A 20,390-nucleotide genomic window follows, 5' to 3' on the forward strand; every position below is an offset into this window, starting at 1 on the left:
ACACGTATCTGTTGAACCCATTTCACTCCGGACGCGATACGATATAGCGCTGCCGGCCATTAATTTAAGGAGTTGCCGACGGTGCTCGATATTGTTGCAGGCACGTCGACGATCGAAATGACGAACGGCGCCACGCCGACGCTCGACACGCTGCCCCGCCGTTTCTCGGATTTCGAGACGGTTGGCGAGGCGCTGGACTATGCCGCCATGGGCGTGCGCGGCCTCAATTTCCATGATGCGCGCGGCACGCTGGTGCGCGCCTATCCCTTCGCGGAGCTGCGCACCGATGCGCTGGCGAACGCCGATCGGCTGATCGCGCGCGGCGTCGTTCCGGGGGATCGCATCGCGTTGATCGCGGAAACGGGCGCGGAATTCGCTGCCCTCTTCTTCGGCGTCATCTATGCCGGGGCCTGGCCCGTGCCGCTGCCGCTGCCCACCAGCTTCGGCGGGCGCGAAGCCTATATCGACCAGCTCGCGGTACAGCTCGCCAGCTCGGATCCGAAGATGCTCTTCTATCCGGGCGAAATCGCCCAGATGGCGGGCGCCGCAGCGTCCGCCAAGGGCATAGAGGGAATCGAGTGGGAGACGTTCGCCGCGTCGAGCGCGCCCCGCTCCACCCTGCCCGGGGCGCAGCCGGACGACATTGCCTATCTGCAATATTCCAGCGGCTCGACCCGCTTCCCCCATGGCGTCGCCGTCACCCATCGGGCACTGCTCGACAATCTCGCCGCCCATTCGCACGGCATGGAGCTGATCGAGAGCGATCGCTGCATCTCCTGGCTGCCCTGGTATCATGATATGGGGCTGGTCGGCTGCTTCCTGTCGCCGGTCGCCAACCAGGTTTCGACCGACTATCTCAAGACCGAGGATTTCGCCCGGCGCCCGCTCGCCTGGCTCGACCTCATCAGCCGCAACCAGGGCACGACGCTCAGCTATTCGCCCACCTTCGGCTACGACATCTGCGCGCGCCGCATGTCGAGCCAGACCAAGGCCTCGGATCGCTTCGATCTGTCGCGCTGGCGGATTGCGGGCAATGGCGCGGACATGATCCGGCCGGACGTGATGCAGAGCTTCGTCGACGCCTTTGCCGAGGCCGGCTTCAAGGCATCCGCCTTCCTGCCGAGCTACGGCCTCGCCGAAGCGACGCTCGCCGTCTCGATCATGCCCCCGGGCGAAGGCATCGTCGTCGAGCTGGTCGAGGAGACGCAGCTTTCCGGCTGCGGCGCCGCGACCGATCGGCCGCAGCGTTTCCGCGCCATCGTCAATTGCGGCAAGCCCGTGCGCGACATGCGGGTCGAGATTCGCGAGGAGGATGGCACGCCGCTGCCCGAACGCGCGATCGGCAAGGTCTGGGCCAGCGGCACGTCGATCATGGAAGGCTATTTCCGCGATCCGGAGGCCACCGCCGCCTGCATGGTCGATGGCTGGCTCGATACCGGCGACATGGGCTATCTGTCGGATGGCTATGTCTATATCGTCGGCCGGGCGAAGGACATGATCATCATCAACGGCAAGAATCACTGGCCCCAGGACATCGAATGGGCAGTGGAGCAGTTGCCGGGCTTCAAGGCGGGCGACATCGCCGCCTTCGCCATCACCACGCCCGGCGGCGAGGAAACGCCCGCCGTGCTCGTCCAGTGCCGCACGTCGGACAATGAGGAGCGCGCCAAGCTGCGCGACGCGATCCGCGAGAAGGTGCGCGCGATCACCGGCATGAATTGCGTGGTGGAGCTCGTCCCCCCGCGCACCCTGCCGCGCACCAGCTCCGGCAAGCTCAGCCGCGCCAAGGCCCGCAACCTCTATCTCTCGGGCGAGATCCAGCCTTACGACATAGCGGCCTGAGCTTCGGCTCGCGCAAACGGGCGCAAACGGCAGGATAAGCGATCGCTTGCATGTCCCTTGTCCTGCCGCTATTAGCGCCGCTCCCGGACCCGGAGGAGTGTAGCTCAGTTGGTAGAGCATCGGTCTCCAAAACCGAGGGCCGTGGGTTCGAGTCCCCCCACTCCTGCCACCTTCGGGTGACGCGAGTTAAGGCTCAGGGTTCGGGAATAGGCGAGGTCCAGGGCGCCGCCGGCTTCCAAAAAGAGCCGGACGGCGCCTGACGGCCTCGTCGTCGCTGTTTTGGCGGCAAGCGAGTCGAGGAAGAGCGTGGCGAAGGTTTCACCGAGGGAATTCATCCGGCAGGTACAGGCCGAGAGGAAAAAGGTTTCCTGGCCCAGCCGCCGCGAGACGATGATGACCGCGGTGATGGTCGTCATCATGACGGTGCTGCTCGGCATCTTCTTCTTCGGGGTGGACCAGTTCTTCAGCTGGGTCGTCCAGTCGCTGCTGACGCTGCTCGGTTAAGCTTTCGGAGACAGGTCGATCATGTCGCGCTGGTACATCATCCACGCCTATTCGGGCTTCGAGAATAAGGTGAGGGAGGCGATCCTCGCGGACGCCACGCGCCTCGGCCTCGAAAGCCTGGTCGAAGCGGTGGAGGTGCCGACCGAGAAGGTCACCGAGGTCCGCCGCGGCAAGAAGGTGACGTCGGATCGGAAATTCTTCCCCGGCTATGTGCTGGCGAAGCTTTCGATGAACGACGATGTCTATCATCTCGTGAAGAACACGCCGAAGGTGACGGGCTTTCTCGGCTCCTCCGGCAAGCCGCAGGCGATCAGCGATGCGGAGGCCGCGCGCATCCTCTCCACCAAGGAAGAGGCCGCCGCCGCGGCGCCCAAGAGCAAGATCAAGGTCGATTTCGAGATTGGCGATCAGGTCAAGGTGCTCGAAGGACCGTTCGCCAGCTTCAACGGCGTGGTCGAGGAACTCGATTTCGATCGCAGCCGCGTCAAGGTTTCGGTGTCGATCTTCGGTCGCGCCACCCCGGTCGAGCTCGAATTCGAGCAGGTCGAACGGGTCAAGTAATTCCGGGGTCGAAGCCGGATATGTGCGGGAGGCAGTGCCACTGCCGCTTGGACCGCTAAACCAAGCAGGGTGACTTAGTCATGGCAAAGAAGATTACGGGCTATATCAAGCTCCAGGTTCCGGCCGGAAAGGCCAATCCCTCGCCGCCGATCGGCCCGGCGCTCGGTCAGCGCGGCGTGAACATCATGGAATTCTGCAAGGCGTTCAACGCGCAGACCTCGGGCGAGGAAGTCGGCACGCCGCTGCCGACCGTCATCACCGTCTATGCGGATCGCAGCTTCTCCTTCGCGACCAAGACGCCGCCGGCGAGCTATCTGCTCAAGAAGGCCGCCAATCTGAAGTCCGGCTCCAAGGCGCCGGGCAAGGAATCGGCCGGCACGATCAAGCGCTCGCAGGTCGCCGCGATCGCCGAGGCGAAGATGAAGGATCTCAACGCCAACGACATCGAGGCCGCGACCAAGACGATCGAAGGCTCCGCCCGCGCGATGGGCCTGCAGGTTGTGGAGGGCTGATCGATGGCTAAGCTGACCAAGAAGGCGAAGGCGCTGGCCGCTGCCGTTGATTCGCTGAAGCTGCATGGCATTGACGAGGCGATCGGCCTCGCCAAGGCGCATGCCACCGCCAAGTTCGACGAGACGATCGAGGTCGCGCTGAACCTCGGCGTCGATCCGCGCCATGCCGACCAGATGGTCCGTGGCGTCGTCACGCTCCCCAAGGGCACCGGCAAGGACGTTCGCGTCGCCGTCTTCGCCCGTGGCGCCAAGGCCGAGGAAGCCAAGGCCGCCGGTGCGGAGATCGTGGGTGCGGAAGATCTGCTCGAGACGATCCAGGGCGGCACGCTCGATTTCGATCGCTGCATCGCCACCCCGGACATGATGGGCCTGGTCGGCCGTCTCGGCAAGGTTCTCGGTCCGAAGGGCCTGATGCCGAACCCGAAGCTCGGCACCGTCACCATGAATGTCGGCGAGGCCGTCAAGGCCGCCAAGGGCGGCCAGGTCGAGTTCCGCGTCGAGAAGGCCGGCATCATCCATAGCGGCATCGGCAAGGCGAGCTTCCCGGCGGAAGATCTGCGCGCCAATTTCGACGCGTTCGTCGACGCCATCCTCAAGGCGAAGCCGGCCGGCGCCAAGGGCAAATATCTCCGCAAGATCGCCGTGAGCTCCACCATGGGCCCGGGCGTGAAGGTGGACGTGGCCGAGCTTTCGGCCGCCTGAGATTGACATCGTCCCGGCCCCCGTGGCCGGGACGATGGAAGAGATTGCCGGGGCGGGCTCGTCCTTCCCCGGCATGTACCGTCCGAGACAGCGGGTGTGGGGATCTGCCCCACTTAATCTCCCGCCAAGACGGGGAAGAGTTTTACCGGGTCATCCGTGCGATGGACCCCGGGTCTGCCATACGGAGCGATCCGTCAGGTCAGGCGACACTCCCCTCGGACGGGCCACGGGACGGCGTATCAGTCCCATGGCTCAACCGCCCGGCGACCGTTTCGCCGGGCATGTAGTGGAGATTGGCATGGATCGAGCTCAAAAGTCCGAGCTGGTCGCCGAGCTGAACCGCACCTTCACCGAGACCAGCGTCGTCGTCGTGACGCGCAATCTCGGCCTCACCGTGGCCCAGTCCACGGCCTTGAGGAACAAGATGCGCGAAGCGGGCGCCAGCTACAAAGTGGCCAAGAACCGCCTTGCCCGTATTGCCGTCGAAGGCACGCCCTATGGGAACATCAGCGATCTGCTGACCGGTCCCACGGCGCTCAGCACCTCCGTCGATCCCGTCGCGGCCGCCAAGGTCGTCGTGGATTTCGCGAAGACCAACGACAAGTTGGAAATCGTCGGCGGCGCGATGGGCGAAACCGTGCTCGACGTGAACGGCGTGAAGGCCCTGGCCGAACTGCCGTCACTCGACGAACTGCGCGCCAAGATTGTGGGCCTCGTCCAGGCGCCCGCGACCAAGGTCGTCCAGATCGTCCAGGCACCGGCGGGCCAGCTGGCGCGCGTCTTCGGGGCCTATGCGGCCAAGGAAGAAGCCTGACCTCTTATCGTTACCAACTGAACTGACTGGGGCGTGCGCCCCTATTGGAGACTTAAAATGGCAGACCTGCAGAAGCTTGTTGACGATCTTTCGGCCCTCACCGTTCTCGAGGCCGCCGAGCTTTCGAAGCTCCTCGAAGAGAAGTGGGGCGTTTCGGCCGCTGCGGCCGTCGCGGTTGCCGCTCCGGCCGCCGGTGGCAATGGCGCCGCCGCCGTCGAAGAGAAGACCGAGTTCGACGTGATCCTCACCGGCGACGGTGGCAAGAAGATCAACGTCATCAAGGAAGTCCGCGCCATCACCGGCCTGGGCCTGACCGAAGCCAAGGCGCTGGTCGAAGGCGCTCCGAAGGCCGTCAAGGAAGGCGCTTCGAAGGACGAGGCCGAGAAGATCAAGAAGCAGCTCGAGGACGCCGGCGCGACCGTCGAACTCAAGTAAGCTTCTTTGCCTGGCCGCAGCCGCGGCCGGCATCGACTTCGGAAAAGGGGCGGCCCGCAAGGGTCGCCCCTTTTTTGCGTCGACCATCGCCCCTCTCCACCCCATCACAGGATTAAGGGGCTTCCCCAAATCCAACAGCATCCCTATATGGCCATTCGAAATAGACGGCTCCTTCCCCCGCCTCCTCGGCGGGCAGAGCCGCCCTCCCTGCTCCCGGGACACGGTTTGAGTTGCGCACGAACCGCGAAGAATTGGGAGTTTTGCGAGGGTCATCAGACGCTGGCAGTGCGGTTCCGATAGCCCGGGCCCGCACTTTTTTTCGTGGGGCATGCCCCCGAATCGGGCTGCAGATCCGCTGCGAGGCGGAAAAAATTTGTACGGACGCGAGGTAAATTCATGGCGACTCAGGCAGTTCCGCCCCAGGCCCCGGCCCTCCGAGGCAGCGCGAAAAAGCGCATCCGCAAGGTCTTCGGCAACATCCACGAAGTGGTGCAGATGCCGAACCTCATCGAGGTCCAGCGCGAAAGCTACGAGCAGTTCCTCCGCTCGCGGCCCGAGGACGCCTATGTCTCCGGCCTCGAAAAGACGCTGCGCTCGGTCTTCCCGATCCGCGACTTCGCCGGCACGGCCGAACTCGATTTCGTCCAGTATGAGCTGGAGGAGCCGAAATTCGATACCGACGAGTGCCGCCAGCGCGGCATCACCTTCGCCGCCCCGATGCGCGTCACGCTGCGCCTGATCGTATTCGAGGTGGATCCCGACACCGAAACCCGTTCCGTGCTCGATATCAAGGAGCAGGACGTCTATATGGGCGACATGCCGCTCATGACGTCGAACGGCACCTTCATCGTCAACGGCACCGAGCGCGTCATCGTCTCGCAGATGCACCGTTCGCCGGGCGTGCTGTTCGATCATGACCGCGGCAAGACGCATGCCTCGGGCAAATATCTCTTCGCCGCGCGCGTCATCCCCTATCGCGGCTCGTGGCTCGATTTTGAATTCGACGCCAAGGACATCGTCAACGTCCGCATCGATCGCAAGCGCAAGCTGCCGGTCACGACGCTGCTCTACGCCCTCGGCCTGAACGGCGAGGAGATCCTCAACCATTTCTACAAGACCGCCACCTATGTGCGCGGCGAGGGCGGCTGGAAGGTCCCCTATCTCCCCGAAAATTGGCGCGGCCAGAAGCCGGCATTCGACGTCATCAACGGCGACACGGGCGAGATCGTCTTCCCCGCCGGCACCAAGATCTCCCCGCGCGCGGCGAACAAGGCCGCCAAGGACGGGCTCGCCACGCTGCTGATCCCGACCGAGGAAATCTTCGGCCGCTATTCCGCCTTCGATCTGATCGACGAGACCACCGGCCGCATCTATATCGAGGCGGGCGACGAGGTTTCGCCGGAAAATCTGGCGGAGCTCGACAAGGCCGGCATCGAGAAGCTCGAGCTGCTCGATATCGACCATGTCTCGACCGGCCCCTGGATCCGCAACACGCTCAAGGCCGACAAGGTCGAGGACCGCGATCATGCGCTGTCCGAAATCTATCGCGTCATGCGCCCTGGCGAGCCGCCGACGAAGGAGACCGCCGAGGCGCTGTTCGCCGGCCTGTTCTTCGATCCGGAGCGCTATGACCTGTCGGCCGTCGGCCGCGTCAAGCTCAACATGCGCCTCGATCTCGATGCCGAGGACACAGTCACGACGCTGCGCTCCGAGGATATCCTCGCGGTCGTCAAGACGCTTGTCGACCTGAAGGACGGCAAGGGCGAGATCGACGATATCGACAATCTCGGCAATCGCCGCGTCCGTTCGGTGGGCGAGCTGCTCGAAAATCAGTATCGCGTCGGCCTGCTCCGCATGGAGCGCGCGGTGAAGGAGCGCATGAGCTCGGTCGACGTGTCGACCGTCATGCCGAACGACCTGATCAACGCCAAGCCGGCGGTCGCCGCGGTGCGCGAATTCTTCGGTTCGTCGCAGCTCTCGCAGTTCATGGACCAGACTAACCCGCTGTCCGAAGTGACGCACAAGCGTCGCGTCTCGGCGCTCGGGCCGGGCGGTCTCACCCGCGAGCGCGCGGGCTTCGAGGTGCGCGACGTCCATCCGACCCATTATGGCCGCATCTGCCCGATCGAAACGCCGGAAGGCCCGAACATCGGTCTGATCAACAGCCTCGCCTCGTTCAGCCGCGTCAACAAATATGGCTTTATCGAGACGCCCTATCGTCGCGTCGTCGACGGCAAGGTGACCAACGAGGTCGTCTATCTCTCCGCCATGGAGGAGGCCAAGCACACCATCGCGCAGGCCAATGCCGAGCTCGACGGCGAGGGCCGCTTCATCGAGGAGCTGATCTCCTCGCGTGAGGCGGGCGAATTCCTGATCGCCCCGCGCGACCATATCACGCTGATGGACGTGTCGCCGAAGCAGCTCGTCTCGGTCGCGGCCTCGCTCATTCCCTTCCTGGAGAATGACGACGCCAACCGCGCGCTGATGGGCTCGAACATGCAGCGTCAGGCCGTGCCGCTCGTCCGCGCCGAGGCGCCGTTCGTCGGCACCGGCATGGAAGAGACGGTGGCGCGCGATTCGGGCGCCGCGATCTCGGCGAAGCGTTCGGGCGTGGTCGACCAGGTCGACGCCACCCGCATCGTCATCCGCGCGACCGACGACGTCCATGCCGGAAAGTCGGGTGTCGACATCTACACGCTGATGAAGTTCCAGCGCTCGAACCAGTCGACCTGCATCAACCAGCGCCCGCTGGTGAAGGTGGGCGATGTGGTCCGCAAGGGCGACGTCATCGCCGACGGTCCCTCGACCGAATTCGGCGAGCTCGCGCTCGGCCGCAACGTGCTCGTCGCCTTCATGCCGTGGAACGGCTACAATTACGAGGACTCGATCCTCATCTCCGAGCGGATCGTGAAAGACGACGTGTTCACGTCGATCCATATCGACGAGTTCGAGGTGATGGCCCGCGACACCAAGCTCGGGCCGGAGGATATTACGCGAGACATCCCCAATGTGGGCGAAGAGGCTCTGCGTAATCTCGACGAAGCCGGCATCGTCTATATCGGTGCCGAGGTGGAGCCGGGCGACATTCTCGTCGGCAAGATCACGCCGAAGGGCGAAAGCCCGATGACGCCGGAGGAGAAGCTGCTCCGCGCCATCTTCGGCGAGAAGGCGTCCGACGTGCGCGACACCTCGCTCCGCCTGCCGCCGGGCGTCGCCGGCACGATCGTCGATGTGCGTGTCTTCAACCGCCATGGCATCGACAAGGACGAGCGCGCCATGGCGATCGAGCGCGAGGAAATCGAGCGCCTCACCAAGGATCGCGAGGACGAGCGCGGCATCCTCAACCGTGCGAGCTATGCCCGCCTGCGCGAGATGCTGCTCGGCCAGACCGCCACGGCCGCGCCGAAGGGCGTCAAGAAGGGCGTGGAGATCACGGACGAGGTGCTGGACTCGGTCGAGAAGCGCGACTGGTGGAAGTTCGCGGTGGCGGACGATGCCCGTCAGGCCGATCTCGAAGCGGTCAAGGCGCAGTATGACGATGCCGTCTCGGTGATCGTCAAGCGCTTCGAGGATCGCGTCGAGAAGCTGCAGCGCGGCGACGAGCTGCCCCCGGGCGTGCTCAAGATGGTCAAGGTCTTCGTGGCCGTGAAGCGCAAGCTTCAGCCGGGCGACAAGATGGCCGGCCGTCACGGCAACAAGGGCGTCATCAGCCGCATCCTGCCGCAGGAGGACATGCCCTTCCTCGGCGACGGCACGCCCGTCGACATCGTGCTCAACCCGCTCGGCGTGCCTTCGCGCATGAATGTCGGCCAGATCTTCGAAACGCATCTGGGCTGGGCCGCGCGCGGCCTCGGCAAGCAGGTCACCGAAGCGCTGGAAGCCTGGCGCGAGGCCAATCCCGCCGTCGATGCCGGCACCGCCCCGCAGGCGGTCGTCGATCGGCTGAAGGACGTCTATGGCGAGCAATATCATGCCGACATCGACGCCCGCAGCGGCGAGGAGATCGTCGAGATGGCGAGGCTCCTCAAAAATGGCGTGCCGATGGCCACCCCGGTGTTCGACGGCGCCCGCGAGTCCGATGTGGCCGAGATGCTCCGCCGCGCGGGCCTCGACGAGAGCGGCCAGGTCGAGCTGTTCGACGGGCGCACCGGCGATCAGTTCGATCGCAAGGTGACGGTGGGCTATATCTACATGCTGAAGCTGCACCACCTCGTCGACGACAAGATCCATGCGCGTTCGATCGGGCCGTACAGCCTCGTCACCCAGCAGCCGCTGGGCGGCAAGGCGCAGTTCGGCGGCCAGCGCTTCGGTGAAATGGAAGTGTGGGCGCTCCAGGCCTATGGCGCCGCCTACACGCTCCAGGAAATGCTGACGGTGAAGTCGGACGACGTGGTCGGCCGCACCAAGGTCTATGAGGCGATCGTCAAGGGTGACGACACGTTCGAGGCCGGCATTCCCGAAAGCTTCAACGTGCTCGTCAAGGAAATGCGCTCGCTGGGCCTCAACGTCGACCTCTCCTCGATCCAGGATCGCGACGACGACATGCCCCAGGCGGCCGAGTGACGGAAGCGGAAGGCACCCGGGCCATTTGCGGCCCGGGCGCCTTCCCGCCCGTCTCGCCCCTGCTTCCGCGCTGAATTCCTACTTCTTCGGAAGGAAGAGAAATGAACGAACTGACCAACTTCGCCAATCCGGTCGCCAAGCCGGAGACCTTCGATCAGATCCGGATCGGCATCGCCTCGCCCGAGCGCATCCGCTCCTGGTCGTTCGGCGAGATCAAGAAGCCCGAGACGATCAACTATCGCACGTTCAAGCCCGAGCGTGACGGCCTGTTCTGCGCGCGCATCTTCGGTCCGATCAAGGACTATGAGTGCCTGTGCGGCAAATATAAGCGGATGAAGTATAAGGGCATCGTCTGCGAAAAGTGCGGCGTCGAGGTCACCGTCTCGAAGGTCCGCCGCGAGCGGATGGGCCATATCGAGCTTGCCGCTCCGGTCGCGCACATCTGGTTCCTGAAGTCGCTGCCCAGCCGCATCGGCCTGCTGCTCGACATGCAGTTGAAGCAGCTCGAGCGCGTCCTCTATTTCGAAGCCTATATCGTCATCGAGCCGGGCCTGACCGCGCTCGAAAAATATCAGCTCCTCACCGAGGATGAGCTGCTCGAGGCGCAGGACGAATATGGCGAGGATGCCTTCTCCGCCGGCATCGGCGCGGAAGCAGTCCGCATCATGCTTGAAAGCCTCGATCTCGAGGGCGAGAAGGAGGAGCTTCTCAAGGAGCTGGCCGAGACCAAGTCGGAGCTGAAGCCCAAGAAGATCATCAAGCGCCTCAAGGTCGTCGAGAGCTTCCTCGAATCCGGCAACCGTCCGGAATGGATGATCCTCGAGGTGATCCCGGTCATCCCGCCGGAACTGCGCCCGCTCGTTCCGCTCGATGGCGGCCGTTTCGCGACGTCGGACCTCAACGACCTGTATCGCCGCGTCATCAACCGCAACAATCGTCTGAAGCGGCTGATGGAGCTGCGCGCGCCGGACATCATCGTCCGCAACGAGAAGCGCATGCTGCAGGAGGCGGTCGACGCGCTGTTCGACAATGGCCGCCGCGGCCGCGTCATCACCGGCGCCAACAAGCGCCCCTTGAAGTCGCTCAGCGACATGCTGAAGGGCAAGCAGGGCCGTTTCCGTCAGAATCTGCTCGGCAAGCGCGTCGACTATTCGGGCCGTTCGGTGATCGTGACGGGTCCGGAGCTCAAGCTCCACCAGTGCGGCCTGCCGAAGAAGATGGCGCTCGAGCTGTTCAAGCCGTTCATCTATGCCCGCCTCGACGCCAAGGGTCTGTCCATGACCCTGAAGCAGGCCAAGAAGTGGGTCGAGAAGGAGCGCAAGGAAGTCTGGGACATTCTTGACGAGGTGATCCGCGAGCATCCGGTGCTGCTGAACCGCGCGCCGACGCTCCACCGCCTCGGCATCCAGGCGTTCGAGCCGGTGCTGATCGAGGGCAAGGCGATCCAGCTCCATCCGCTGGTCTGCTCGGCCTTCAACGCCGACTTCGACGGCGACCAGATGGCGGTCCACGTCCCCCTCTCGCTGGAAGCCCAGCTCGAGGCGCGCGTGCTGATGATGTCGACCAACAACATCCTCTCGCCCGCGAACGGCAAGCCGATCATCGTGCCGTCGCAGGACATGGTCCTCGGCCTCTACTATCTCTCGATGGAGAAGCAGGGCGAGCCGGGCGAAGGCATGCTGCTCGCCAACATGACCGAGGTGCATCAGGCGCTCTACGCCAAGGCGGTGACGCTCCACACCAAGATCATCAGCCGTGTCCCGCAGACGGACGAGGACGGCAACAGCTATATGAAGCGCTTCGAGACGACGCCGGGCCGCATGCTGCTCGGCGAGACGCTCCCGAAGAGCCACAAGGTGCCGTTCGAAACGGTCAACCGCCTGCTGACCAAGAAGGAGATCGGCGACGTCATCGACATCGTCTATCGCCACACCGGCCAGAAGGAGACGGTGCTGTTCGCCGACGCGATCATGGCGCTGGGCTTCCGCCACGCCTTCCAGGCCGGCATCTCGTTCGGCAAGGACGATATGGTGATCCCCGAGGCGAAGGAGCCGCTGGTCGAGGAGACCCGCGCCCTCGTGAAGGACTTCGAGCAGCAATATCAGGACGGCCTGATCACGCAGCAGGAGAAGTATAACAAGGTGATCGACGCCTGGTCGCGCTGCGGCGATCGCGTCGCGGCCGAGATGATGAAGGAAATCCAGGCCGTGAAGCGCGGCGAGGATGGCCGCGAGAAGCCGATCAACGCCATCTACATGATGGCGCATTCGGGTGCCCGTGGTTCGGCCGCGCAGATCAAGCAGCTTGCCGGCATGCGCGGCCTGATGGCCAAGCCGTCGGGCGAGATCATCGAGACGCCGATCATCTCCAACTTCAAGGAAGGCCTCACCGTCCTTGAATATTTCAACTCCACCCACGGCGCCCGCAAGGGTCTCGCGGACACGGCGTTGAAGACGGCGAACTCGGGCTATCTCACCCGTCGTCTCGTCGACGTGTCGCAGGATTGCGTCATCGTCGAGGTGGATTGCGGCACCGAACGCTCGCTGGAGATGAAGGCGATCGTCCAGGGCGGCGCCACCATCGCCTCGCTCGGCGAACGCATCCTCGGCCGCACCACCGCGGAAGACATCGTCGATTCCAAGACGAACGAGATCGCCATCCCGCAGGGCACGCTGCTCGACGAAGCCGCGATCGCGAAGATCGAGGCGATCGGCGTCCAGTCGGTCCAGATCCGCTCGCCGCTGGTCTGCGAAAGCCGCGGCGGCGTCTGCGCCACCTGCTACGGGCGCGATCTCGCCCGCGGCACGCCGGTCAATATCGGCGAGGCGGTCGGCGTCATCGCGGCGCAGTCGATCGGCGAGCCGGGCACGCAGCTCACCATGCGGACCTTCCACATCGGCGGCGCGGCGCAGCTCAACGAGCAGTCGAACCTCGAGGCGGTGGCCGATGGCACGCTCGAATATCGCGACCTCCGGATCATCGTCGATCCGCGCGGCCGCCGTATTTCGCTGTCGCGCAACGCCGAGATCGCGATCGTCGACATGGAAGGCCGCGAGCGGGCGACGCATCGCCTGCCCTATGGCGCGCACATCCTGTTCGACGACGGCCATGTCGTGTCGAAGGGCGATCGCATCGCCGAATGGGATCCCTTCACCATGCCGGTCATCACCGAGACCGGCGGCACGGTGAAATATCAGGATCTGATCGACAATGTGACGCTGAGCGAGCAGACGGACGAGGCCACCGGCATCGCCCAGAAGATCGTCACCGAATATCGCGCCACCAGCCGCAAGGAGGATCTGCGTCCTCGCCTGACGCTGCTGGACGAGAATTCGGGCGAGGCCGCGCGCTACATGCTGGCGCCCGGCGCGGTGCTCTCGGTCGAGGACGGCCAGACGGTTCATGCCGGCGAGGTGCTCGCCCGCGTGTCCCGCGAATCCGCCAAGACGCGCGACATCACGGGCGGTCTGCCGCGCGTCGCCGAACTGTTCGAGGCGCGCAAGCCGAAGGAGAATGCGATCATCGCCAAGGTCTCGGGCCGTGTCGAATTCGGCAAGGACTATAAGGCCAAGCGCAAGATCCTGATCCGTCCGGACGATGGCTCGGAGCCGATCGAATATCTGGTGCCGAAGTCGAAGGTGATCGACGTCCAGGAAGGCGACTATGTCAAGCGCGGCGACAATCTGATCGGCGGCAGCCCGGATCCGCACGATATTCTCGAAGTGCTCGGCATCGAGCCGCTCGCGGAATATCTCGTGTCGGAAATCCAGGAAGTCTATCGACTGCAGGGCGTGAAGATCAACGACAAGCATATCGAGACGATCGTTCGTCAGATGCTGCAGAAGGTCGAGATCACCCATGCCGGCGACAGCACCTTCCTGCCCGGCGAGCAGATCGACCGCGAGGAGATGGATGAGGCCAATGGCAAGCTGATCGCGGAGAATCGCGAGCCCGCGCAGGGCAAGCCGATCCTCCTCGGCATCACCAAGGCCTCGCTCCAGACCCGCAGCTTCATCTCGGCCGCCTCCTTCCAGGAGACGACCCGTGTGCTCACCGAAGCTTCGGTGCAGGGCAAGATCGACAGCCTCAACGGCCTCAAGGAGAATGTCATCGTCGGCCGGCTCATTCCGGCGGGCACCGGCGCCGGCGTGAACCGCCTGCGCGTGACGGCCTCCAGCCGCGACGCGGCGCTGCGTGCGCAGCAGAAGTCGTGGCAGGCCTCGCTCATCGCGCCGCAGACCGCGGCCGAGGAGCATGCCGCGGAGCTCCGCGCACCGGTCGAGGCCGATCTCGGCAGCGATCCGCTGGGCGAAGTCACGGGCGAGAGCCATGGTTCGGATGCGGATGCCGGCGATTATCTCAACGGCTGAGCATCGGGGCTGACCGCCCCAGGCTGAACAGGAACGCCGTCGCACCCCGGTGCGGCGGCGTTCTTTTTTGCTCCATGTCGCCCCTGCGCAGGGATGGCGAAATCATTTGAACGCCACGCAAACCACCCCGACGCGCATGAGCGCCCCGAATTTTCCCCATGAAAATATCAGGATCGCTCCACGGACGGCCGCACGACGAGACCAGTCCGTCGCAGGAATGGGCTCGCGCGCATTCTCCTGCGACACCCTTCCCGTTACGCTGCAGCAACATCACCGGGGGCGGGGATCGCGACAATATGCTGAAATGCGCCAGAGCCATGCTGGTCTCGATCATGCTTGCCACGATCGCCTTCACGCCTGCCACAGCCGCCACCAAGACGAGCGGCACCTATTGGCAATGCGCCCCCTTCGCCCGCATGTTCTCCGGCATCCAGCTTTTCGGCGCCGCCTATAGCTGGTGGAACCAAGCCATCGGCCGTTATGCGCAGGGTTCGGCGCCCAAGGCCGGCGCGGTCCTCGTCTTCAAGTCGATCGGCTCGATGCGCTCGGGCCATGTCGCGGTGGTCAGCAAGATCATCTCCGATCGCATGATCAAGGTCACCCATGCCAACTGGTCGGTCATCAACGGCACGCGCGGCCAGATCGAACGGGATGTGACCGTCGTCGACGCCTCCGAAAAGGGCGACTGGAGCAAGGTCCGCGTCTGGTACGATCCGATCAAGGCGATCGGCACCCATTCCTTCCCCGTTTATGGCTTCATCTATGATGGCGCCGCCAAGGCCGCCTCCGCGGTTGAAAAGGCTGCCGAGAAGGATGCGCCGCTGCTCCTCAAGCCCGACGTGGAACCGGCGCTCGCCCCCGCTCAGTCCTGACCGTCCGTCAGGTCCCGCGATGAAGGGCCTCTACGCCCTCTTCCTCCTCGCGCTGCTGCTGCTTCCAATGTATGCGGCGCTCCGCCGGCTGCGCAACCTGCCGCGCGAAACGCCGCCCGAGGAAGCGGACGATGCTGTGCGCCTACGGGAAAAGGACGGTTCCTAGAGCGTTTTTCACTTAAGTGGCTGCATAGCCGCTGTTGCGGAGATAGTTGGCGCATTCATCGGGCGGGAAGCGGTGGAGGAGTTCGCCGATGCGGTCGCAGACGGCATCGAAGGAGCGTTCGCCTGCCTTGCGGAGCAGCGTCTTGAGTTTGGCGAACACCTGCTCGATTGGGTTCAGGTCCGGGCTGTAGGGTGGGAGGAAGACCAGCCTGGCGCCGGTGGAACGGATAGCGCGGCGCACGGCCTTCCCCTTGTGGCTGCCAAGATTGTCCATGATGACAACGTCGCCGGGCTTGAGCGTTGGGACGAGGAACTGCTCGACGTAGGCGGTGAAACTCCTGCCGTTGATCGGGCCGTCGAGCAGGCACGGCGCGTCGATCCGATCGGAGCGCAGCGCCGCGAGGAAGGTCATGGTTTTCCAATGACCATGCGGCGCTCGGCCCCGCACCCGCTGTCCCTTGGGTCCCCAGCCATGGGTGCGAACCATGTTGGTTTTGGTCCAGGTCTCGTCGATGAAGACGAGCCGCTCAGCGGCGATCCTGCCCTGATAGCGCTTCCAGCTCGCGCGCCTGCGCGCCACGTCGCGCCTGTCTTGCTCGGATCGCAGCAGCGTTTTTTTTGAACCGGATCCCCTCGGGACTGTCCGGAATTTTGTGCGCGGGGCCATAAGATGGAATGGAAAGAACCATCGTTATGGCTATCGACAAGGACGTGCTGGACCAGCTTCTGGCTGGCCGGGATCCGCAGGACCTGTTCGCCAAGGACAGCCTGCTCGACGAGCTGAAGAAGGCGCTGTCGGAGCGCATTCTGTCAGTGGAACTCGACGATCATCTGGAAAACGATAGCGCCGAAGGCGCCATCAACCGTCGGAACGGCAGCTCGAAGAAGACGATGGTGACCGGGACGTCGAAGGTGACGCTGGCGGTGTCGCGAGACCGGGCGGGCACCTTCGATCCGAAGCTGATCGCCAAATATCAGCGCCGCTTTCCCGATTTCGATGCGAAAATCATTTCGATGTACGCGCGCGGCATGACGGTGCGCGAGATCCGGGGGCATCTTGAGGAACTGTATGGCATCGACGTGTCGCCGGACCTCATTTCGACGATCACGGACGCTGTCCTCGAGACCGTGTCGGAATGGCAGGGTCGGCCGCTGGACGCCAGCTATCCCCTGGTGTTTTTTGACGCGATCTGGCTGAAAATCCGCGACGAAGGGTTCGTTCGCAACCAGGCGGCCTCCATCGCGCTCGGCATCCTTCCCGACGGTGCCAAGGAGATTCTCGACATCTGGATCGAGCAAATCGAGGACGCGAAATTCTGGCTGCGGGTCATGAACGAACTCGAGAACCGCGGCGTGGCCGATATCCTGATCGCCGTCGTCGACGGCCTCAAGGGCGGAGCCTGCCAGGAAGGTTCCGGCGATGCGCAGCATCGCTGGAAGGCAGGCGGAGGGCTTCCCGACGCCATCAATGCCGTGTTTCCGCAGACGGTGGTCCAAACCTGCGTGGTTCATCTGATCCGTAACTCGATGAGCTTCGCCTCCTGGAAAGACCGCAAGCTGATCGCGCAGAGCCTGCGCGCCATCTATCGGGCGGAAACACCTGAGGCCGGCATGGTGGCACTGAACGCTTTCGAGGAGAGCCACTGGGGCAAGAAATATCCCGCCATCGCCCAAAGCTGGCGCCGCCATTGGGATCAGGTCATCCCATTCTTCGCGTTCAGTGAGGCGATCCGCCGGATCATCTACACCACAGATGAGATGGACAAGAGCGCCCGCGCAAAATGTGCTATGGGTTTTGGGCGCGGGCGACTCCGAGGCGAAGAGCGGAACACCGGCTGCAAGTTCCGTCAGGCCGCCTTATCATAGTCCTGCCGATCTGGAGCGTCCGCGCACTTGCCTGGGCCATGTCTCCCACTGGGTGACGAAGTGCTCATAAGCCCGCTCGGCCTGTCGGGCGATTTCCATCTCCTGGTTGCGCAGTGACTTTTTATTGTAGACATGTGCAGGACCAGGCTGATTTCCCTTCTTCTGCGGCATGCCGGACTTCAGCTCCATCGCGCGCCGCTTGGTTGCGACCAGCGCCGGCCAGGCCCAGCGATAATCTGCCTGCCTAGAGGCTGTTATGAACCTCCGCCAAGAGCAGCGACTTGTTGGGTCATGAGTGTTGCGAAGGCGACGAGGTGCAGGCCAGCGAGAGTTTGGGCATACCTTTCGTAATCCTTGACCAGCCTGCGGAAGCGTGTGGCCCAAGCGAAGGATCGTTCGCCCCCCTCCGCCGGCTTTCCACGTGCTTTGCACGCGGAACCTTCTTGGCCGGCTCCGCCCAGCGCCGTGGCAGCAGGACGAAGCCGCGCTTTGTCTCGGGTAATTTGACGACCTTGAGGTCGATGCCGTGCTTGTCGGCGGCCTGGCGGGCACGTTCGCCGGTATAGCCCTGATCGACCCAGGCGATTTCGACGCTCTCGTCTGTGACGGCCTGAATTGTTCTGGCAAGTTGCTCGACCTGACCGCGATCCTCGGCGCTGGCGGGTGTGACATGAAGGGCGAGCAGATGGCCGAGCGTGTCGACCGCGATATGCAGCTTGGAGCCCTTCTTGCGCTTGGCGCCGTCGTAACCGGCACGCTCACCGCTTTCCGGCGTGGAACGCAATGTCCGGCTATCGATGATCGCTGCGCTCGGTTCAGCCGCGCGCCCCGCCGCCAGGCGCAGTACTGCCCTCAGGTCGTCGATCAGCGCCTCGAAGCATCCCGCCGCCATCCAGCGCTGCGTCTGCTGGTAGACCGCCGCCCAGGGCGGCAGGTCGTTCGGCATCCACCGCCACGGCGCGCCGGTCTTCACGATATAGCGCAGCCCGTTGAACACTTCACGAAGGCTGTGTTCCCGTTGCCCTGCATCTTCACGCTGCAGCGTCAGATACGGCACAACCAGCGACCATTCCTCATCGGATACGTCAGACGGATAAGGCTTGCGACGGTTCTCCATCCAAGCCTTTGAATCCATTCAGACTCACAAGTCCATAACAGCCTCTAGTCAGCAGGTGCCAGCAAAGAACCGCCAGCTTGCGCGCAAGTGCGACGGCCGCAACCTGATGACCACGCTTTGCCCGGATCCGGACAAAGAAGGCGTGAAGCGGACCAGGGGCTTTGGCGGCCGCCCAGGCTGCTTCGACCAGCATGGCGCGAGCATGGCTGCGCCCGATCTTGCTGATCCGGCCGTGATGAGCAGGGCCAGGGCCCGACTGCCGAACGCGTGGATTGAGGCCGAAATAGCTCACCAGCTTCTGGGGCGAGGAGAAGCGGCCGATGTCGCCAATCGCCGCGACGATCCCGGCCGCCACGGTGAGATTGACGCCGGTGATGGTGAGCAAGCGAGCAACAGAGGCATCATCGAGCGCGTCCGCGGCGATCTCCTTGTCGATGGCCGCCAGATCCTCGGCTAGAGCCATTTTGGGTCGCGTGAAGACCGGCAGCCTTCCCGCTGACGGTGCAGGACCAACGCTTACGCAATTCCTATTCGAAAGCACGAACCGTTAGCCCTTCCGCCGCGCAGAGATTGCTGTGAATATCCGACAGCTGGCCAGGACAAGGACGCCGCGGCGCAAGACGAAGTCCGGCGCGTCGCATCCGACCGGTGCCCACGTGCTGCGCGACAGCGTCGAGGCCGGAACCTTCGAGCATGTTTTCTTCGTTCCGCCTGCCAAAGGCGAAACGGGTCGCCTGCTGCGCGCAGCGCGCTGCATTCTCGACGCGGGCCGTCAGCTCCGCAGCGAAACGCGGCGCGACGGGCGCGTCCTCACCCCACAGAGCGCCTCCTGACCACTCTCACGAGCACGAGCGTGCGCGCCTTCAAGGAAATCCTGACTCTCTCCCGCCTGAACAAGGGGCGCGTGTTTCCCAGCTACGATCACCTGACTGAAGCGACCAGCCTGGGGCGGGCGATGGTCGCTAGGGTGCTGCACATTCTGGAGGCGATCGGCTTTCTCGTCCGGCAGAGGCGCTTCAAGCGGATCGAGGCGGACGGGCCGGCCCGCGCTACGAGCAGACTTCGAACGCCTACAGGGCGTTCCTGCCTAAGATCGTTCTCGAGGCCGAGTTCTTCCTTGAGCTGTTGGTGCGCCTGCTCGCAGACTCAGCGCGCCTTGATAGCGCCGGCCAGTTCTTGATCGGCATGTCGGCCGGAAGGTTGGAGAAAGAGAGTATTTTCGTTCTCCGCTGGAGCGGTGTTCGCGCAGGCACGGTCGCCCGCGACCGGCAACCGGAAAGATCAGGGCCACAGCGGCAGGGTAGACCTTCTGGTGCTTGGGGATCCCGACAGTCCAGCAAAGCCCGCGCGCTCAGAGCCTGACGGAATGACGCGGACAATCCATAGCCGGCATCGGCAAGCACGCAACCAAAGCGTGCTCCGGCGGCGCTGTCCGGTCGATCTCCTCGATAGCGATTTCCGGCTTGGTCCTGCGCTGCTGATGCTCTGCCGGCACCCCCGCCTTGATCATGCGTGCCTCATCACTCGTCCAACTGTCGAGCAGGAAAAACCGCAAGCTCAGCAGGACTGGCACTTCGCCGCCCACAAGCGTCACGGAAACCATCGTCTGGCAGTTGGCCTTCTTGCCCACCGTCGATGCATATTGGGGAGCAACGCCAACCGAGCTGCGGCCCTTCTTCGGCAGCGTTCGCCGGTCCTATGATCCCCCGGATCATAGGCGTGCGGCTCACCATCAATGATCAGCCAAGCCTCCTCACCGCCGACCAGAGCATCCGCAGGCCGCCAAAGCGCCGCTTCCAGCGGTGCACTGTCCCACAGCCCGACACCGATGAAATGGTGCAGCCATAGCTTATCGCCTCGGCCCTGGCCGCAATCGGCTGAATGCTCTTGCGATCTCCGGGGCCGATCAATCCTGCCATATAGGTGGGGCACATCCGGCGCCGTGCCTTGTGCCCAAGTCCGCTCAAAAATGGCTCAAGCCAGCGCCCGAGATCCTCGGTCCAATCCGTTTCCATCGCCAGCCCCTACAAAAGCTGGCTCCCTATGAGACGCAGTCCAGCAAAGCTA

General features: G+C 64.0%; 13 protein-coding genes, 1 tRNA gene and 5 pseudogenes. 14 read left to right on the plus strand and 5 right to left on the minus strand.

Features of this window, described 5'->3' with window-relative positions:
• Nucleotides 1-117 precede the first annotated feature (117 nt).
• From CLG96_RS14480 to CLG96_RS18820, 12 genes are all read left to right on the plus strand, one after another.
• On the plus strand, nt 118-1,842 hold the full coding sequence (locus CLG96_RS14480) for a fatty acyl-AMP ligase (RefSeq protein WP_107968954.1): 1,725 nt from the start codon (nt 118-120) through the stop codon (nt 1,840-1,842).
• Between the two features lie 93 nt (nt 1,843-1,935).
• Nucleotides 1,936-2,011, plus strand: a tRNA-Trp gene (locus CLG96_RS14485).
• Nucleotides 2,012-2,148: 137 nt separating this feature from the next.
• Nucleotides 2,149-2,346 carry a preprotein translocase subunit SecE gene (secE, locus tag CLG96_RS14490; RefSeq protein ID WP_107968871.1) on the plus strand — a complete coding sequence of 66 codons (198 nt, stop codon included), beginning with the start codon at nt 2,149-2,151 and terminating at the stop codon, nt 2,344-2,346.
• 21 nt (nt 2,347-2,367) lie between these two features.
• Nucleotides 2,368-2,907 (plus strand): transcription termination/antitermination protein NusG, encoded by a 540-nt coding sequence (gene nusG, locus CLG96_RS14495; protein WP_107968873.1) that lies wholly within the window; start codon nt 2,368-2,370, stop codon nt 2,905-2,907.
• A gap of 80 nt (nt 2,908-2,987) precedes the next feature.
• Entirely contained in the window at nt 2,988-3,419 is a 432-nt protein-coding gene (gene rplK, locus CLG96_RS14500) for a 50S ribosomal protein L11 (RefSeq protein ID WP_107968875.1), read from the plus strand.
• Nucleotides 3,420-3,422: 3 nt separating this feature from the next.
• The gene (rplA, locus tag CLG96_RS14505; RefSeq protein WP_107968877.1) at nt 3,423-4,121 is read left to right on the plus strand and encodes a 50S ribosomal protein L1; all 699 of its coding nucleotides are present in this window, start codon (nt 3,423-3,425) and stop codon (nt 4,119-4,121) included.
• A 298-nt stretch (nt 4,122-4,419) separates the two neighbouring features.
• Nucleotides 4,420-4,935, plus strand: a complete 516-nt coding sequence (gene rplJ, locus CLG96_RS14510; protein WP_107968878.1) for a 50S ribosomal protein L10 — start codon at nt 4,420-4,422, stop codon at nt 4,933-4,935.
• Between the two features lie 57 nt (nt 4,936-4,992).
• Entirely contained in the window at nt 4,993-5,370 is a 378-nt protein-coding gene (gene rplL, locus CLG96_RS14515; RefSeq protein ID WP_107968880.1) for a 50S ribosomal protein L7/L12, read from the plus strand.
• 396 nt (nt 5,371-5,766) lie between these two features.
• Complete coding sequence (gene rpoB, locus CLG96_RS14520; protein ID WP_107968882.1) at nt 5,767-9,933, plus strand: DNA-directed RNA polymerase subunit beta; 4,167 nt, start codon at nt 5,767-5,769, stop codon at nt 9,931-9,933.
• A gap of 101 nt (nt 9,934-10,034) precedes the next feature.
• Complete coding sequence (rpoC, locus tag CLG96_RS14525; protein ID WP_107968884.1) at nt 10,035-14,303, plus strand: DNA-directed RNA polymerase subunit beta'; 4,269 nt, start codon at nt 10,035-10,037, stop codon at nt 14,301-14,303.
• 317 nt (nt 14,304-14,620) lie between these two features.
• Nucleotides 14,621-15,175: a CHAP domain-containing protein gene (locus CLG96_RS14530; protein ID WP_243395795.1), complete on the plus strand. Its 555-nt coding sequence runs from the start codon at nt 14,621-14,623 to the stop codon at nt 15,173-15,175.
• Nucleotides 15,176-15,194: 19 nt separating this feature from the next.
• Nucleotides 15,195-15,341, plus strand: a complete 147-nt coding sequence (locus CLG96_RS18820; RefSeq protein WP_165799663.1) for a hypothetical protein — start codon at nt 15,195-15,197, stop codon at nt 15,339-15,341.
• 12 nt (nt 15,342-15,353) lie between these two features.
• Here the strand turns inward: CLG96_RS18820 and CLG96_RS14535 are convergent.
• Nucleotides 15,354-15,971: pseudogene (locus CLG96_RS14535) on the minus strand (IS630 family transposase); the annotation flags it as partial.
• Between the two features lie 62 nt (nt 15,972-16,033).
• On the opposite strand from CLG96_RS14535, the pseudogene CLG96_RS14540 reads away from it, so the two are divergent.
• Nucleotides 16,034-17,104 (plus strand): annotated as a pseudogene (locus tag CLG96_RS14540) (IS256 family transposase); the annotation flags it as partial.
• Between the two features lie 96 nt (nt 17,105-17,200).
• On the opposite strand, the gene CLG96_RS14545 reads toward CLG96_RS14540, so the two are convergent.
• The 3 genes and pseudogenes from CLG96_RS14545 to CLG96_RS14555 all read right to left on the minus strand — a co-directional run.
• Nucleotides 17,201-17,395: a hypothetical protein gene (locus tag CLG96_RS14545; RefSeq protein ID WP_207796710.1), complete on the minus strand. Its 195-nt coding sequence runs from the start codon at nt 17,393-17,395 to the stop codon at nt 17,201-17,203.
• Nucleotides 17,396-17,460: 65 nt separating this feature from the next.
• Nucleotides 17,461-18,323 (minus strand): annotated as a pseudogene (locus CLG96_RS14550) (IS5 family transposase).
• A gap of 40 nt (nt 18,324-18,363) precedes the next feature.
• Nucleotides 18,364-18,780 (minus strand): annotated as a pseudogene (locus CLG96_RS14555) (transposase); the annotation flags it as partial.
• A gap of 118 nt (nt 18,781-18,898) precedes the next feature.
• Here CLG96_RS14555 and CLG96_RS19005 point away from each other — a divergent pair.
• A complete protein-coding gene (locus tag CLG96_RS19005; RefSeq protein WP_207796711.1) occupies nt 18,899-19,156 on the plus strand; it encodes a hypothetical protein in 258 nt (85 codons plus the stop codon).
• A gap of 316 nt (nt 19,157-19,472) precedes the next feature.
• On the opposite strand, the pseudogene CLG96_RS14565 reads toward CLG96_RS19005, so the two are convergent.
• Nucleotides 19,473-20,338, minus strand: a pseudogene (locus CLG96_RS14565) (IS701 family transposase); the annotation flags it as partial.
• Nucleotides 20,339-20,390: the final 52 nt, after the last annotated feature.

Source organism: Sphingomonas oleivorans (assembly GCF_003050615.1).
GTDB classification, from domain to species: Bacteria; Pseudomonadota; Alphaproteobacteria; order Sphingomonadales; family Sphingomonadaceae; genus Sphingomonas_H; species Sphingomonas_H oleivorans.